This is a genomic window from Nonomuraea sp. NPDC051191, assembly GCF_044455665.1.
GTDB lineage: Bacteria > Actinomycetota > Actinomycetes > Streptosporangiales > Streptosporangiaceae > Nonomuraea.
This window is the reverse complement of record NZ_JBITEZ010000006.1, coordinates 56,235-71,349: the sequence shown is the minus strand read 5'-3', so window position 1 is coordinate 71,349 and position 15,115 is coordinate 56,235. Positions and strand designations below refer to the sequence as shown.

Annotated in this window: 16 protein-coding genes; 6 read left to right on the top strand and 10 right to left on the bottom strand. The window is 73.3% G+C overall.

Annotation, left to right across the window (positions count from 1 at the left end):
* Positions 1-7: 7 nt before the first annotated feature.
* The 6 genes from ACIA8R_RS18320 to ACIA8R_RS18295 all read right to left on the bottom strand — a co-directional run bounded on the left by ACIA8R_RS18320 (position 8) and on the right by ACIA8R_RS18295 (position 4,895).
* Positions 8-880 (bottom strand): S41 family peptidase, encoded by an 873-nt coding sequence (locus ACIA8R_RS18320; protein ID WP_397039337.1) that lies wholly within the window; start codon positions 878-880, stop codon positions 8-10.
* Positions 877-1,932 (bottom strand): ABC transporter permease, encoded by a 1,056-nt coding sequence (locus ACIA8R_RS18315; RefSeq protein WP_397039336.1) that lies wholly within the window; start codon positions 1,930-1,932, stop codon positions 877-879. Before ACIA8R_RS18315 ends, ACIA8R_RS18320 begins: the two co-directional genes overlap by 4 nt.
* A complete protein-coding gene (locus ACIA8R_RS18310) occupies positions 1,929-2,816 on the bottom strand; it encodes an ABC transporter ATP-binding protein (RefSeq protein ID WP_397039335.1) in 888 nt (295 codons plus the stop codon). The genes ACIA8R_RS18315 and ACIA8R_RS18310 overlap by 4 nt, the downstream gene beginning before the upstream one ends.
* Positions 2,813-3,217, bottom strand: a complete 405-nt coding sequence (locus ACIA8R_RS18305; RefSeq protein WP_397039333.1) for a GntR family transcriptional regulator — start codon at positions 3,215-3,217, stop codon at positions 2,813-2,815. The genes ACIA8R_RS18310 and ACIA8R_RS18305 overlap by 4 nt, the downstream gene beginning before the upstream one ends.
* A gap of 36 nt (positions 3,218-3,253) precedes the next feature.
* Positions 3,254-3,526 (bottom strand): hypothetical protein, encoded by a 273-nt coding sequence (locus ACIA8R_RS18300; RefSeq protein WP_397039332.1) that lies wholly within the window; start codon positions 3,524-3,526, stop codon positions 3,254-3,256.
* Between the two features lie 295 nt (positions 3,527-3,821).
* Complete coding sequence (locus ACIA8R_RS18295) at positions 3,822-4,895, bottom strand: polysaccharide deacetylase family protein (RefSeq protein WP_397039330.1); 1,074 nt, start codon at positions 4,893-4,895, stop codon at positions 3,822-3,824.
* Between the two features lie 56 nt (positions 4,896-4,951).
* Here ACIA8R_RS18295 and ACIA8R_RS18290 point away from each other — a divergent pair, with 56 nt between their 5' ends.
* Together ACIA8R_RS18290 and ACIA8R_RS18285 are read left to right on the top strand one after the other, a co-directional pair.
* The gene (locus tag ACIA8R_RS18290; protein ID WP_397039328.1) at positions 4,952-6,238 is read left to right on the top strand and encodes a cytochrome P450; all 1,287 of its coding nucleotides are present in this window, start codon (positions 4,952-4,954) and stop codon (positions 6,236-6,238) included.
* Between the two features lie 96 nt (positions 6,239-6,334).
* Positions 6,335-8,131: a CocE/NonD family hydrolase gene (locus ACIA8R_RS18285; RefSeq protein ID WP_397039327.1), complete on the top strand. Its 1,797-nt coding sequence runs from the start codon at positions 6,335-6,337 to the stop codon at positions 8,129-8,131.
* Positions 8,132-8,295: 164 nt separating this feature from the next.
* On the opposite strand, the gene ACIA8R_RS18280 is transcribed toward ACIA8R_RS18285, so the two are convergent.
* Both ACIA8R_RS18280 and ACIA8R_RS18275 read right to left on the bottom strand, forming a co-directional pair.
* Positions 8,296-8,490, bottom strand: a complete 195-nt coding sequence (locus ACIA8R_RS18280; protein WP_397039325.1) for a hypothetical protein — start codon at positions 8,488-8,490, stop codon at positions 8,296-8,298.
* A gap of 51 nt (positions 8,491-8,541) precedes the next feature.
* A complete protein-coding gene (locus ACIA8R_RS18275; RefSeq protein ID WP_397039324.1) occupies positions 8,542-8,895 on the bottom strand; it encodes a carboxymuconolactone decarboxylase family protein in 354 nt (117 codons plus the stop codon).
* 181 nt (positions 8,896-9,076) lie between these two features.
* On the opposite strand from ACIA8R_RS18275, the gene ACIA8R_RS18270 reads away from it, so the two are divergent.
* A complete protein-coding gene (locus ACIA8R_RS18270) occupies positions 9,077-9,466 on the top strand; it encodes a PPOX class F420-dependent oxidoreductase (protein ID WP_357707843.1) in 390 nt (129 codons plus the stop codon).
* Between the two features lie 24 nt (positions 9,467-9,490).
* On the opposite strand, the gene ACIA8R_RS18265 is transcribed toward ACIA8R_RS18270, so the two are convergent.
* Positions 9,491-10,072, bottom strand: coding sequence for a TetR/AcrR family transcriptional regulator (locus ACIA8R_RS18265; protein ID WP_364087433.1), 582 nt, complete (start codon positions 10,070-10,072; stop codon positions 9,491-9,493).
* Positions 10,073-10,188: 116 nt separating this feature from the next.
* Here ACIA8R_RS18265 and ACIA8R_RS18260 point away from each other — a divergent pair, with 116 nt between their 5' ends.
* Entirely contained in the window at positions 10,189-11,346 is a 1,158-nt protein-coding gene (locus tag ACIA8R_RS18260) for an FAD-dependent oxidoreductase (protein WP_397039322.1), read from the top strand.
* A 16-nt stretch (positions 11,347-11,362) separates the two neighbouring features.
* On the opposite strand, the gene ACIA8R_RS18255 is transcribed toward ACIA8R_RS18260, so the two are convergent.
* Complete coding sequence (locus tag ACIA8R_RS18255) at positions 11,363-12,133, bottom strand: methyltransferase domain-containing protein (RefSeq protein ID WP_357707848.1); 771 nt, start codon at positions 12,131-12,133, stop codon at positions 11,363-11,365.
* Between the two features lie 290 nt (positions 12,134-12,423).
* On the opposite strand from ACIA8R_RS18255, the gene ACIA8R_RS18250 reads away from it, so the two are divergent.
* Both ACIA8R_RS18250 and ACIA8R_RS18245 read left to right on the top strand, forming a co-directional pair.
* Positions 12,424-13,038 (top strand): zinc-binding dehydrogenase, encoded by a 615-nt coding sequence (locus tag ACIA8R_RS18250; protein ID WP_397039320.1) that lies wholly within the window; start codon positions 12,424-12,426, stop codon positions 13,036-13,038.
* A 273-nt stretch (positions 13,039-13,311) separates the two neighbouring features.
* Positions 13,312-15,075 (top strand): ABC-F family ATP-binding cassette domain-containing protein, encoded by a 1,764-nt coding sequence (locus ACIA8R_RS18245; protein WP_397039319.1) that lies wholly within the window; start codon positions 13,312-13,314, stop codon positions 15,073-15,075.
* Positions 15,076-15,115 lie beyond the last annotated feature (40 nt).

Sequence of the window (15,115 nt, the reverse complement as noted above, 5' to 3'; positions counted from 1 at the left end):
GGTCCATTCACTCCTCCAGCAAGGTGAGGGCCTTGGCCAGCGCGGGGTCGCGCCCGGCGGCCGCGTCCCGCGGGGTCGGCGGCACGTGGTGGTCGGGCGGCACGCCGATCCGGTCGATCACCTCGCGATCGGGCCCGAGGTGGTGCCTGACGGGAAGGCTCAGAGTGGTGTCGTCGGTGCGCGAGGTCTCGCACCTGCCGTCCACGGTGCACTGGTAGGCGGTGACCTTGCCGTGGCCGAACCCGCTGACCAGCCGGGTCGCCTCCACAGGACTGCCGCCGCCGTTGCCGCGCAGATCCAGCACGACGCCGGACAGGGGACGGCCGGTGCGCATTCCGGCGATCGCCTTCAGTACCCGGTCCGCGGAGTCGGGGGCGAACCCGCGCAGCCGTACGTAGGCGACGTCGTAGTGGTCGGGGGGCTGCTTGATGTCGTGCGCCCAGCGGGCGTGGTCGTCGCCGAGGCCGGCCACGATGGTCTCAAGGGTGACGACGGCCAGCTTGTCGCGAAGGTCGGGGACCTGATCGGTGATCCTGCGGTAGGCGGCCTCGAAGGCGGCCCAGTCGGTCCTGCGGTCGCCGGTCAGCGCCGGCATGGTGGCCTCGGGCAGGTCGCGTCCGTTGCGGTTGAGCTCCCGGATCAGGGCGGCGAATCCGGCGCTCAGCAGCGCGCGGGCGTCCAGTGTGGCACCGCTGTAGTAGGTGCCGAGGATGCAAAGTAGGCCTGTTCGATGACGTCGATCGTGGTGGCCGTCTCGGGCCGGGAGCTCCCTGGGGCGGCGGGCTGCCGTGCTCGCCTGGCCACGCGGCGGCGTCGGGGCCGTGCAGGCCGCCGCCAGGAGGAGGACGAGCCCGGCGGATGCGATCCTGGTGATGGTCATGACAGGCGCCTGCGGATCCACCAGAAGCAGAACCATGACAGGCCGAGGGCGAGCACGGCGTAGATCCCGGTCTCGATCCACTGGAAGGGCCAGAAGCGCTCAAGGGGCTGGTAGGTGGCCCGCTGCCGATAGCCGAGCCGGTTGATCTCGACCATGCAGCCGTCCCCGGCCCCCGCCGACGGCGAGCAGGGCCCCGACGTGGTGGACACCCGGGCGGTGCCGTAGCCGCCGTCGCCGCCCTCGCCGCCGAGCACGCGCCCGGACGGATCGAGCAGGTCCGTGGACAGCACCCAGGCTCCCGCGTCACCGGGAACCGCCGACCTCAGACGGATCTCCACATATCCGCCTCGCTCCCGGTCGATGCCGATGCCGTCCACGTTCGCCTTGCCGAGTTCGAAGGTCGCGGTGATCGGGGGCATCAGGTGCGGCCGGACCAGCAGCGGCATGGCGAACTGGAAGGCGGCGAAGACGGCCAGCGTCAGCGCCATGGCGGGCAGCGTGCGGCGTACCAGCATGCCCACGGTCACGCCAAGGACGAAGGTGAAGGCCGCGTACCCCAGCGGGGCGAGGCCGCGCGCGCCGAACACCAGAGGAGCCATCAGGGCCAGGCTCTCGGAGGCTGACCTGTCCAGAGGGCTGGACCACCAGGTCACCATGAGACCGCACAGACCGGCGACGGCCACGGCGGTCAGGCCCATGAGCCCGAGCTTGACCGCCAGCCAGCGGCCGCGGGTGATGCTCTGGTTCCACACCATCAGGTGCGTGCCCGCCTCCAGCTCGCGGGTGATCAACGGTGCTCCCCAGAAGACCCCGGCGAGGGCGGGCAGGAGCAGCACGACGAGGGTCAGGCCCATGAACGAGGTCTCGTGCCCGCCGAAGAAACGGTTGTAGAAGCGGTCGCAGGTGTCGTCCTGGACGCAGGCCGCGATCCCGGCGGAGTAGTCGGAGGCCAAACCGGGGCCGGTCAGGGCCAGGACGACGGCGAGGACGACGAGCAGGGCGGCCGTCGCCGCGGCCGAGCCGCGGAACTGGCGCCAGGTCAGCCAGATCATCGGCGCACCTCCAGGGCGACTCGCCGGTCCGCGCTGTGCTTGTCCAGGTAGGCCAGGACGAGGTCTTCCAGGCCCAGTGGGGTGACCGTCCAGGCGGGGTCGTGGATGGGGGCCTCGGTGCGGATCACGTACGTGCTCTGCCGGTCGGTGTGGCTGGCGGAGATCACGTGCTGGTCGGCAGGGAGCCGGTCGGGATCGCGGCGCGGGCCGGTGAGCCGGTGATGGGTGGCCAGCAGGTGCTCGACCTCCCCGGACACCTGGACGCGGGAGTCGACGAGCACGATCAGGAAGTCGCACACGCGTTCCAGGTCGGAGACCAGGTGGGAGGAGAGCACCACGCTGAACTCGTGCTCGACCGTGGCCTCCATCAGGCCCTGCAGGAACTCGCGGCGGGCCAGCGGGTCGAGCGAGGCGACCGGCTCGTCCAGGATCAGCAGCTCGGGCCGCTTGGCCAGGCCCACAGTGAGGGCGAGCTGGGCGCGCTGGCCGCCCGACAGCCTGCCCGCCCGGTGGGCGGGATCGAGACCGAGCCGCGCGATTCGTTCGCGCGCCATGGCGGCGTCCCAGCGGGGGTTGAGCCGCGCGCCCAGCCGCAGATGATCGGCGACGCTCAGCCCGGCGTAGACGGGGGTGTCCTGGGCCACGAAGCCGACCTTGGCCAGCTGCGCCGGACCGCCCGCGGGCCGGCCGTCCAGCACGGTGATGCCGCCCGCCGACGGCTCCAACTGGCCACTGGCCAGCTTCAGCAGCGTCGTCTTGCCGGCTCCGTTGGGCCCCACCAGCCCCACGACGTGCCCTGCCGGGACGTCGATGGTGCACTCGCGCAGCGCCCAGCGCTTGCCGTACTTCCTGCCCAGTCCCTGGGCCTGCAGGACCGCGTTCACGCTATGTCCTCCTGAGAGGTGGTCCGAAAGGTGGTCATGAAGAGGGCCTCGATGCTCTCGTCGTCGAGGCCGGCCCGGCGGGCCTTGGCCAGCCAGCGCCGCAGTTCCAGCCGGAGCGGGCCGTGCGCGGCCAGCGAGGCGTTGGTGAGCGTCGCCGTCACGAACGTCCCCACTCCCGGCCGGGCGGCGACCAGGCCCTCGTGCTCCAGTTCGCGGTAGGCCTTCAGGACGGTGTTGGCGTTGATCGCCAGATGGGCCACGACCTCCTTGACGGTCGGCATCTGGTCGCCCTCGCGCAGCACGCCGAGCCGCAGCGCCTGCCGTACCTGCTGGACCAGCTGCAGGTACGGCGAAACACCCGACCTGCTGTCCAGGTGGAACTCGATCACCGGCTTCTCCATTTATCTAGCCTGCTAGCACTTTAGAGTCCCCCGATGTTAAAGGATCATAAGGAGCGCTGTACAGGAGGCGAGGAAGGCGCTGATCCAGACGCCGGGCCCGCGTCTGAACGGCCAGTGCCCCCTGGACGTGATCCGGTGGGCGAGCGCAGCCGCGGCCGCCACGACGGTCCACAGGAGAAGGGCCGCCGCCGTCCGGCGGGGGAGGGGCGGATCGGCGGACATCAGGCCGAGCAGCAGCATGTAGCCGACGAAGGCCACACGGGCCAGGAGGCGGCAGAAGGTCGTCACCGTACTCGGCCACGACAGCACCGACTGGAAATACCTCCAGGTGCCGCCCGCGGCCAACGCTCCGTTCTTCTACGAGCCGAACTTCGACGACAGCGGCTGGTCGACCGGGCAGGAGGGCTTCGGCGCCACCAACGTCCGCGGTTGATGCGCCCGTTCCCGCCAGGATGGCGGCGGCGATGACGAGGACGGCCGGCCATCGTGCGATGGCGTGTACCGGGACAACAACGGCACCGCCCGGCTCCCGGCGTGTCCCCCACGCGGCCCGCCGCCACTCAACCTGCAGCCCGGCCCTCGTACGCCGCCGCCACGCCCGAGGTCAGGGGCGTTCTCCGCGCTGCGCGGCCCGCAGGTCGAGCCAGCCGATCAGCTTGACGTCCTCGCCGTCCAGGACCTCCCGGACGTCGGGGTCGGTGAACAGGGCCAGCTCCCAGCCGCGCTTGGCCGCGCCCGGCATGATCGCGCGCAGCTCGTCGGTGTCCTCGAAGGGGTGGATGTAGATCTCCGTCACGCCCGGCCGCAACGAGCGCAGCAGGCCGATCATGTCCTTCTTGAGCGACTCGTAGTCCTCGCCGTCGGCCTGCTGGAAGGGCAGCGACCACAGGCGGTCGAGGATGACCACCCCGGCCTCGTCGGCCATCGCGGCCAGGGCCTGCGCCACGGGCTCCAGCTCCTCCGGCGCGCCGGTGCCCTCCAGCGAGCGCGGCAGGCGGAAGGGCAGGCCGAACTCGGCGCACACCGACAGGACGACGTCGAGGAAGTGGCGGCCGGTGGCCAGGCCGTACAGGCTGCCCATGTGGTTGTCGGCGTGCGAGGGGTCCAGGCCGAGCGCGACGGCCTTGCGGATCTGGTTGACGATCTCGACGCGGACCTCGTCGGGGTCGGCGGACCGCTCGAAGGAGGCGCAGTCGCGGAAGAAGTAGCCGGTCTCGTCCACCAGCGTGGGGACGGGCCGGTCGCGGGTGACCGGGCCCCAGCGGTAGCCCTCCCACTCGCTGGTCAGCGTCAGGTGCACCCCGACGTCGAAGCCCGCGGCCTCGGCGACGGCCTGCGGCGCCCACGGGCAGGGCGTCATCACCGTGGCCGAGCTGATCGCCCCGGCCCGCAACAGGGAGGTGATGCCGAGGTTGGCCGACCGGCTCATGCCGTAGTCGTCGGCGTTGACGATGAGCAGCCGGTCGTCGGGGGCGTGGCCGAGCCGGGAGGCGAGCGTCATCAGGGAACCCTTCGTAGGTGGAGGCTCGTGCGGCTCGGCGACCGCGGCCAGGTCGACGTCGTTCTCCGGCAGCACCGGCATGGGCAGGACGGCCTCCAGCGCCTCGGCCGGCCCGCGCACCGAAGGTAGGCCGGAGATCTTCCAACCGATCGTCCAGCACGGGACGACCTCCGTCAATTCTCGGTCCGGGTGGCGTACTTGCCGGGCGGGCGCGTACGCGAGACGGTGGCCAGGTGCCTGACATCCCCGGTCCCCCTCCCGCGCCGGACGGCGGGCTGAGTGCCGTCGCGGCCGCCGGCGGCCTGCACACCTACCAGCTCCGGCTGCACGAGCGGTACGGCCCGCTGGTGCGCTTCCAGCTTCCCGGCGCGCCGGCGGCGATCTCGGTGGCCGACCCGGTGCTGCTGGAGGCGACGGCCGCGATCGACGAGCGCCCCGACGAGCTCTTCGAGTTCCTGGCCCCCCTGTGCGAGGCCGGCAACCTGCAGACGCTGCCCGCCGACGAGCACGGCCCCTTCCGCCGGGTCCTGCTCTCGGTCCTCGCCGGCCGCCGGTCGCACGAGGCGCACTTCGCCGGCTTCGTCACCCTGGCCACCGAGCTGGCCGACCGCTGGGAACGCCGCGCCGCCGACGGCCCGGTGGCGCTCCAGCAGGACCTGAGCGAGCTGTCCCTGCGCATGATCGCCCAGTACGCCCTGGGCGGCGGCCTCGCCGACCCGGCCCGGGTGGTGAGCGCGTTCGAGACCGTGCTGACCGTGCACCTGGGCCGCCTGTACGAGCGCGATGACGACCGGGCGCGCGGCGAGCGGGCGCTGGCGTACCTGCGCGAGGTCGTGGACGGGGTCCTGGCCCGCGGCGGCAGCGAACTGGTGACCGCCCTGGCGAAGGCGGACATGTCGCCCGCCCGGATCAGGGACACGGTGCTCATGATCATGCTCGCGGCCCACCACACCACCGGCGTGGCCGTCTCCTGGACCCTGCACCTGCTCGCGCGCAACCCCGGACCGGCCGCGCTGGTGACCGCCGAGCTGGACGACGTGCTGGGCGAGCGCGCCGCCCCCGACTACGGCGACCTGCGACGGCTGCCGTACCTGGAGATGGCGCTCAAGGAGTCGATGCGCCTCTACCCGCCCGGCCCGTACGGCGCCCGCGAGACCACCGAGGACCTCACCCTGGGCGGCCACCACGTCCCGGCGGGCACCACGATCTTCTACCCCTTCTGGGCCGTCCACCTCGATCCGCGCCACTGGCCGGACCCGCACGCGTTCAGACCCGACAGGTTCACCCCCGAGGCGCAGGCCGCCCGCCACCGCTACGCCTACCTCCCCTTCGGCCTCGGGCCGCGCGGCTGCGAGGGCGCGAGCCTGGCCATGGTCGAGGCCGAGCTGGTGCTCGCCGTGCTGCTCAGGAGGTTCGCCTTCGAGCCGGTCGAGGACCATCCGGTGACGCCCGTCGAACGCTTCGTGCTCTGGGCCGAGCACGACATCCGCATGCGCCTGACCGGCCGCCGCCCCCGCTGACGTGCCGGACGGGTGTGGCGGGGCTTGCCTCGGCGTGCGCGCTGGCATATGAGTGATGCACGCTCGTTCGGACGCCGCCCATGCACGGGAGAGTCGATGAACATCCGCGGAAAGGCGACGGCCACTGTGGCGGCCGGCGCCCTGGTCACCCTCACCGCCCTCACCGCCGGCGGCCCGCCCGCCTCGGCCCGGACCGCCGCCCCGGGGGTGACGCACGAGGAGAACCCCCGGGTCCCCGTGGGCGCCGCCTGGACCGAGGCGTATTTCCCCTCCTCCGATGGCAGCGGCGTCGAGCTCCACGCCGACGTGCTGCGCCCGGCGCACCTGCCGGCCGCCGCGCGGACGCCGGTGATCGTCTCGGTCGGCCCCTACTTCGCCCACGCCGGGCAGACCGGCCCCGAAGGCTGGGACCGGGTCGGCCCGTCGGCGCGCTTCCAGGACTTCGTCGACGGCGCCGGGCTGATGGCCCGCGGCTACACCTTCGTGATGGTCGACCTGCGCGGCTTCGGCGGCAGCACCGGCTGCCTGGACTGGGTCGGCCCCGGTGAGCAGGCCGACGTGCGGGCCGCCGTCGAGTGGTCGGCGGCCCAGCCCTGGTCGTCCGGCAAGGTCGGCATGTACGGCAAGTCCTACGACGCGGTCACCGGCCTGGTCGGCAACAATCTCAGGCTGCCGAGCCTGAAGGCGGTCGTCGCCCAGGAGCCGGTCTGGAACATGTACAACTACCTGTTCAGCAACAAGGTCCCGCGGCCCAACGTCACGGGCACGCCGGAGGCGTACAACTCGATCGCGACGATGCCGCCGATGGCCGACGACAGCGACCGGTACAAGGCGAACGCCCAGTACGAGACCGCCCATCCCGCCTGCCTGACCGACAACGTCACCAACAACAACAATCCCGACCTGCGCTCGGCCTACTGGCGGGCGCGCAACCTGGCCGACCGGGCGGCCGGCACCAGCACGCCGCTGCTGGTCACCCAGGGCTTCATCGAGCCCAACACCAAGCCCGAGGACATGGAGGTCTACCTCGCCAACCACCGGGGCCGCGAACGCGGCTGGCTCGGCCAGTGGGAGCACGTGCGCGGCAACGACACCGACGCCCAGGGACGGCTGCTGCAAGGGCGCGCGGGCTGGTTCGACGAGGTGATGCGGTTCTACGACCAGTACCTGCGCGGCGTGCGGCCCTCGGTGGCCGACCCGGCGTACGCGATCGAGGACAGCCTCGGCCTGTGGCGCGCCCAGCCGACCTGGCCGGTGGCCACGACGTCGTACGAGGCCCGGCTGTCGGCCGGCGCGTACCTGGACGACGGCGGCGGCGCCGCGACGGCGACCTCGACCCCCTCGGGCCGCTGGGACATGGAGCACGCGCCGCCCCTCGAACCGCTCACCACCGCCGAGAAGAACTCGGCCAGGCAGAGCGCGGCCCCTTCGAGCAGCTTCTGGACCTGGTCCACGCCCGCCGCCGAGAAGCTCAGGCTCACCGGCACGCCGAGGATCAGGCTCGACGCGAGCACGAGCGGGAACGTGATGGTCCGCCTGTGGGACGTCGCCCCCGACGGCCGGGCCACCATGTTCGACGAGAACGTCGCCCTGCTGGAGCGCGCCGGCCCGGTCGCGTTCGACCTGAAGTCGCCCGACTGGACGTTCGAGCGGGGGCACCGGCTGGGCGTCCAGATCGGCACCATCGAGTCCGACGGCTGGCTGGACGTGCCCTCGGGCAACACGATCAGGGTCTCCGGCGCGCGGCTCGGCCTCGACCTGCTGTCGGCGCGGTCCGACGTGGCCACCCAGGGCGACCGCTCGCCGTACCTGGACCGGTACCTCGCGGCCTACACCACCACCCTCGGCGGCGTCGGCGCTGGCACCTTCCCGCTGCGGGTGTCCCGCCACTGACCGGGCCGGAAGCGCGCCGCGGCGGCCGCCTGGGCGGGGGTACGGCCGGCAGCAGGACCGAGCAGGCTGTCAGGGCGATGAGTAACCGGATGCCTCTCATGGCCTCAGCGTGCGAGCGACCCCTTGGGGATCACTGAGAACTGGGTCGGAGCCCCCGCGGGCCGTCAGGGCTCGACGCCGTGACGGTCGCCCGCGTCCAGGACGGCCACCACGCCGTGGCCGCCCACGCCCGTCCGAACCTCCAGGCCCGCCGCCCGCAGCGCGTCCGCGACCAGGGCCGCGGTGCACCGCTCCTGGCCGGCCGGTTCGGGGTGGCGGTGGATCTCGCGGCGTAACTCGATCAGATCGTCGTCGCTCATGGCCGCATGCTGACACATCGCCCGGCCCCCGTCCGGGGCGACGTGCCGGCGTCAGTTCGCCAGGCCGGTGAACATGCCGGGCTCGTAGGAGCCGCCCGGGTTGCGGACGATCACGTTGAGCCGGTTGTTGGCGTTGATCACGGCGATCAGGGAGACCAGCGCGACGACCTGGTCGTCGTCGTAGTGCTCGCGAACCCGGGCCCAGGTCTCGTCGGACACGCCGTGGTGGCTGTCGGCGAGCCGGGTGCCCTCCTCGGCCAGGGCCAGCGCGGCGCGTTCGGCGTCGGTGTACACCGTGGACTCGCGCCAGGCGGCCACCAGGTTGACCCGCACCGCGCTCTCCCCGGCGGCGGCCGCGATCTTGGCGCCGAGCGCGTTGCTCATCAGGTCGAAACGGGGTTCCATGATCGTGGTCCTCACTCGTGGACGGCTGGTCGTGGCCGGCCGCCGGCGCCGGACGGTCGTCGTCCGCCGCCGTCGTGGCCGGTCGCACAGGAGATGCCGGCCACCGGGCGCCTGTGACAGTGATCCGCGCCACATGAGGTGATTTGGGATGACGCCGGTGTCAACGTTGCATACTTCCCGCATGATTTTCACGCAGCCAGAGCTCGACTACCTGGCCGGACAGCACCTCGGCCGCCTGGCCACCGTCTCCCCCTCCGGAGACGTGCAGAACAACCCCGTGGGCTTCTTCGTGGACGCCGCCTCGGGCACGATCACCATCGGCGGGCACGCGATGGGCGCCTCCAAGAAGTTCAGGAACGTCCAGCGGGGCAGCACGGTCGCCCTCGTCGTGGACGACCTGGCCTCGGTCGACCCGTGGGTGGTGCGCGGCATCGAGATCCGGGGCACGGCGGTGGCCTCGACCGACCATGAGCCGCCGGTGCCGTACTTCTCGCGGGAGGTCATCACGATCACGCCCACCAGGATCGTCTCGTGGGGGATCGACGGAGGGCGGTCGTCGCGGATCGTCTGAGGGGCGCGGGCCGGCGTCCGGCCGTCAGCTCGGCGGACGCCAGCCGTGCGCGAGGAGGTCGAAGACCTGCTCGACGGCCCCGCGAAGATCCTTCCGCCCCCGGGTGAGCGCCGGCGTCTCCAGGACGAACCGGGCCAGCGCGTGGCAGGCGACGTCGTCGGGCGCCACGCCCGCGTCCTCGGCGACGGCCGCGCCGAGGGCGGCGGTGTGCCGGGTCCACATCCGTTCGTAGTACTCCAGCAGCGCCGGCGTGGACTCCACCAGCGCGGTGAACTCGGCCCGCAGCGGATGGGCGGCGAGCGGTGGCCAGGACGCCAGTACGTGCCCGCGCAGCGCCTCGACGACGCTCTGCCCCTCGGGGCGCCCGCGCACCGCCGCGACCAGCTCCGCCTCCCGGTCCTCCTCCTCGTCGAAGACCAGCGCCTCCTTGCTCGGGAAGTGCTTGAACAGCGTGGTGGTCGACACGTCGGCCGCCTCGGCGACGTCCCGGACGCTCACCCGGTCGTAGCCGCGCTCCAGGAACAGCCGCAGGGCGGCGTCGGCGATGGCCTTGCGGGTGGCGGCCTTCTTGCGTTCGCGGCGGCCGGTGACGGGTGGCGTGTCCATGCCGCCCACCCTAGCAAAAGGTGGCATGAGACAATAAGTGGACCGGTTGCACTTTTGTACTCGTTCTGCTTCTCTGGGACCGTACCCACCCGGACCCCTGAACGAGAGGTTCAGCCATGCGCTCACCCGCACCCGCCGCCGCGCGGATCCACGTCATCGGGGCAGGCCCCGGCGGGCTCACCTGCGCCCGCGTCCTGCAGCGGCACGGCATCCCCGTGACCGTGCACGAACGCGACCCTCACCCGCGGGCGCGCGACCAGGGCGGCACGCTCGACCTGCACGCCGACGACGGCCAGGTCGCCCTGCGCGAGGCCGGCCTGCTCGACGGCTTCTTCCGGCTGGCCCGCCCGGAAGGGCAGGAGATGCGCCTGCTCGACCCGGCCGGACGGCTGCTGGACCACCACGTCCCGGCCGAGGACGAGCTGTTCAAGCCGGAGATCGACCGGGGCGCGCTGCGCGACCTGCTGCTCGGCTCGCTGGAACCGGGGACCGTGCGGTGGGGCCAGGCCGTCGAGCAGGTCACCGGCCCGGCCGGCGGCCCGCGGCGGGTGCGTTTCACCGACGGCACGTCCGTCGAGGCGGACCTCGTCGTCGGGGCCGACGGCGCGTTCTCCCGCGTGCGGCCGGCGGTGTCGGCCGCCGTGCCGCGCTACACCGGGGTCACCTTCCTGGAGGCGTGGTTCCAGGACGTCGGGAACGCGCACCCCGACCTCGCCGAGCTCGTCGGCCAGGGCGGCGCCACCGCGGCCGACGGCGACCGCGCCCTGTTCGCCCAGCGCAACGGCGGCGACCACATCCGCGTCTACGTCATCCAGCGCCTGCCCGCCGACTGGATCGCCGCGAACGGCCTGAACGCCGGCGACACCGCCGGAATCCGCTCCTGGCTGCTCGACGCCTTCTCCGGCTGGTCGCCGTCGCTGCTGCGGATGATCAGCGGCAACGACGGGCCGTACGTCGACCGTCCGCTGTTCGCGCTGCCCGTCCCGCACGCGTGGGAGCGGTCGCCGTCCGTGACCCTGCTCGGCGACGCCGCCCACCTGATGCCGCCGCTCGGCGCCGGCGCCAACCTGGCCATGCTCGACGCCTGCGAGCTCGCCCTCGCGCTGGCCGGCTCCGCCACGGTGGCCGAGGCCGTGGCCGCGTACGAGACGACCATGCTCCCGCGCGCGGCGGAGGCGGCCCGGGCCCTTGAGCACGGCGCCGAGGCTCTGCTCGAACGGCACCAGAGCGGCGAGCTCGCCGACCTCGCCGACCTCGCCCCGCCCCGCCGTTGACCCGGGCGCCGGCGGGCTAGCGTGTCGCCGCGGTCACGAACATCGGCAGGGCGAGGAACAACCGCCCGGTCCGGCCGCGCTCGCGCTGCTCGGCGAGCCAGGTCTCGGCCTGCTCGTCGGTGACGGCCCCGGCCGCGCGTGCCTTCCCGGCCAGATCGGCCAGCGCGGGCACCATCGTCGCGTCGGTGCACACCGTGGTGCGCACCTCGACGGTGACGTCGGTGAAGCCCGCGTCCAGCAGGAGGTTGCGGCTGCGGCGGACCACGCGCGGGGCCCTGACGAGGTCGGCGCGGGCGTGCACGATCCGGCGGGTGAGCGCGGCGTCGCCGGAGTCGATGACGAAGGTGTCCCAGTCCTGTCCGAGCAGCACGATCCGTCCGCCGGGGGCGAGCACGCGCCGCGCCTCGGCGACGGCACGGGCGGGATCGTCCAGGACGTGGAACACCTTCTCGGCCCGGTAGCCGCGCAGCTCGCCGTCGGCGAAGGGCAGCTCGTACGCCTGCGCCACCCGGAACTCACCGGCCGGCCAGCGCCCGCCCGCCACGCTGATCATCCGCTCGTCGGGGTCGACGCCGATCGCCCGCGCGCCCCGCTCGGCCATCTCCGCCACCGCGCGGCCCGATCCGCAGCCGACGTCGGCCACCGCCGCCTCCGGGACGAGGTCGAGCAACTCGTAGGAGCGCGCACGCAGCTCGCCCGCCCCGGGCATGTTGTCCGCCATGTCCAGCAGGGCGATGAGCGCGTCGGTCTCTTCGCCGGTACGGCCTGTCGTCTGGTTCTTGGTCATGTGCGGGATCCTGCGGCTTCAAGTCCACTTGAAGTCAAGTGGCCCTCCCTGGGATCGCCGGTCCTGGGAAGAGCGCTCCGTTACTCCGGCGGCCGGGTGCGGGCATGGTGGGGCGCGGCCGATCCGAGGACCGGCCCTGAGGAGGAAGAGCGGTGATCAGGCGATGAAGGCTGTGCGGTTCCACGAGTACGGCGGGATCGACGTCCTGCGGGTGGAGGAGGTCGGGCGTCCGGTGCCGGGACCGGGTCAGGTGCTGGTCGAGGTGCGCGCGGCCGGGATCCAGCCCGGCGGTGGTGGACGACGTGGCGCTGACCCTGCGCCCGGCGGGACTGCCGTGGGAGGTCGCCGGGTCGTTGTACGTGGCCGGCACGACGGCGTACGCCACGGTGTTCGCGGTCGATCCCGGGCCGGGGGAGACGGTGGTGGTGTCCGGGGCGGCGGGCGGTGTCGGGTCCATCGCCGTGCAGCTCGCGCGGCGCCGGGGGGCGAGGGTGATCGGGCTGGCGAGCGAGGCGAACCACGCCTGGCTGAAGGGGCACGGCGTCGTGCCGGTGGCGTACGGGGAGTGCGTGGCCGAGCGGATCCGGGCGGCCTCCGGCGGGAACGCGGACGCCTTCATCGACACCTACGGGGACGGCTACGTGGAGCTCGCGGTCGAGCTGGGCGTGCGGCCCGAGCGCATCGACACCATCTGCGACTGGGCGGGCGCGGCCAGGGTCGGCGCGCGGACGTACGGGGAGGGGGCGGCCGCCTGCGCCGTCGTGGTGGGGGAGCTGGCCCGGCTCGCCGCGCGGGGTGAGCTGGAGGTGCCGATCGCCCGCGTGTACCCGCTGGAGCGGGTGCGGGACGCCTTCGGCGAGCTGGAACGCCGCCACGCCCACGGCAAGATCGTGCTCCGGCCCTAGATCGGGCGACGGGCGGTACGGCAGGCCGCCCGCCGTCCCCACGGGTGCGTCGCCTGCCGGGGCCGCGTAGGCTACGTCGGGAAACGCTTGTGATCCACGAACAGGAGACCGGACATGGCAGGTGACGACGACATCTCCGGGTGACACCGGAGGTTGATCGGCCCCGGCGTGAGCGCGTGAGCGCCGCCGGCGAGGCCCTGTTTCGTCGTCCCCGAATCCCTGTCCTTCTCACCGGGCGGCTTCGGCGCGCCCGCGTCCTCCTCCGAGGTTCACATGGTCTCCCACCCCTTCCCGCCGGTCAGTGACGCGCTGCTGGCCCACGATCTCGTCCGGACGCTCGGCACGCGGCGCGTGCTCGACGGCCTGTCCCTCACCGCCGCCCCCGGCCGCCGGATCGGGCTCATCGGCGAGAACGGCGCGGGCAAGTCCACCCTGCTGCGGCTGCTGGCCGGTGCGGACGAGCCCGACTCCGGCACCGTCGTACGCCCCGCCGACCTGGGCTTCCTGCACCAGGAGCTGCCGTTCGCGGCCGGTGACACGCTCGCCGACGTGCTCGACGACGCCCTGCGGGAGGCGCGGACGGACCTGGCCGAGCTCGACCGGCTCACCCGCGAGCTGGCGGGGTCGCCGGACGACGTCGCGCTGCTCGAAGCGTACGGGGCCCGGCTCGACCAGGCTCAGCAGCGCGAGTCCTGGGACGCCGACCGGCGCGCGGAGATCGTCCTCGACCGGCTGGGGCTGGGCGGCGTGCCGCGTCCGCGCGCGCTCGGGTCGTTGTCCGGCGGGCAGCGCGGTCGCCTCGCGCTGGCGGCGCTGCTGATCAGGCGGCCCGCCGCGCTCCTGCTGGACGAGCCCACCAACCACCTCGACGACGACGCCGCCGTCTTCGTGGAGGAGGAGCTGCGCGGCATGACCGGCGTGGTGGTCGTGGCCAGCCACGACCGGGCCTTCCTCGACGCCGTCTGCACGGACCTGCTCGACCTCGACCCCGCCGTGGACGGCCCCGTCCGGTACGGCGGCGGCTACAGCGCGTACCTGACGGGGAGACGCGCCGAGCGCGAACGCTGGGAGCGGCGTCACGCGGCCGAGCAGGAGGAACTGGACGAACTGCGCCGCGCCGTCGCCGTGACCGCGCGGCGGGTGGCCCAGGACGGGCTGCGCCGCGACAACGAGAAGATGGGCTACGGCCACCGCGCCGGACGCGTGCAGCAGCAGATCTCCCGGCGGGTGCGCGAGGCCGCCCGCCGGCTCGCCGAGCTGGAACGCGATCAGGTCCCCGCCCCGCCACCCCCACTCCGCCTCACCGCCCCCCTCCTCCCCCCGAAGAAGGACCCCGCCGCTCCCCGGGAAGCCCCCCTCGCCACCCGGGAAGCCTCCCTCGCCACCCGGGAAGAGCCCGTCGCCACCCGGGAAGACCTCGTCGCCACCCGGGAAGACCCGGTTGCTCCTTGGGAGGGCCGTGGCGGCGAGCCGCTGCTGTCGGTGCGGGGCGTCGAGGTGGCGGGGCGGCTCTCGCTCGACCGGCTCGACCTGAGCCCGGGGGACCGGTTGCTGGTGACCGGCCCGAACGGCGCGGGCAAGTCCACCCTCCTCGCGATCCTGGCCGGCGACCTGGAACCGGCCGGGCGGGTACGGCGGCGGCCGGGGCTGACCGTCGGCCTGCTGCCCCAGGACACGACGTTCGAGCACCCCGCCCGCACGGTCCGGGAGACGTACGAACGAGCCCTGGGGCCGGAGCGGGCCGAGGCCGTGCCGCTGCGCTCGCTCGGCCTGATCCGCCCGCGCGACCACGGCCTGCGCGTGGGCGAGCTGTCGGTCGGCCAGCGCCGCCGCCTCGCGCTGGCGCTGCTGATCGCCGATCCGCCCGACGTCCTGCTGCTCGACGAGCCCACCAACCACCTGTCACCCGGCCTCGCCGACGAGCTGGAGGCGGCCATGGCCGAGGACGGTCCGGGCGCGGTCGTGGTGGCGAGCCACGACCGCTGGTTGCGCGACCGCTGGCGGGGCCGCCGCCTGCGCCTGCCCGTGGACGGCTGAGGTACATCCCGTAGTACCCGAGAGCTACGCGGGAAGTGAG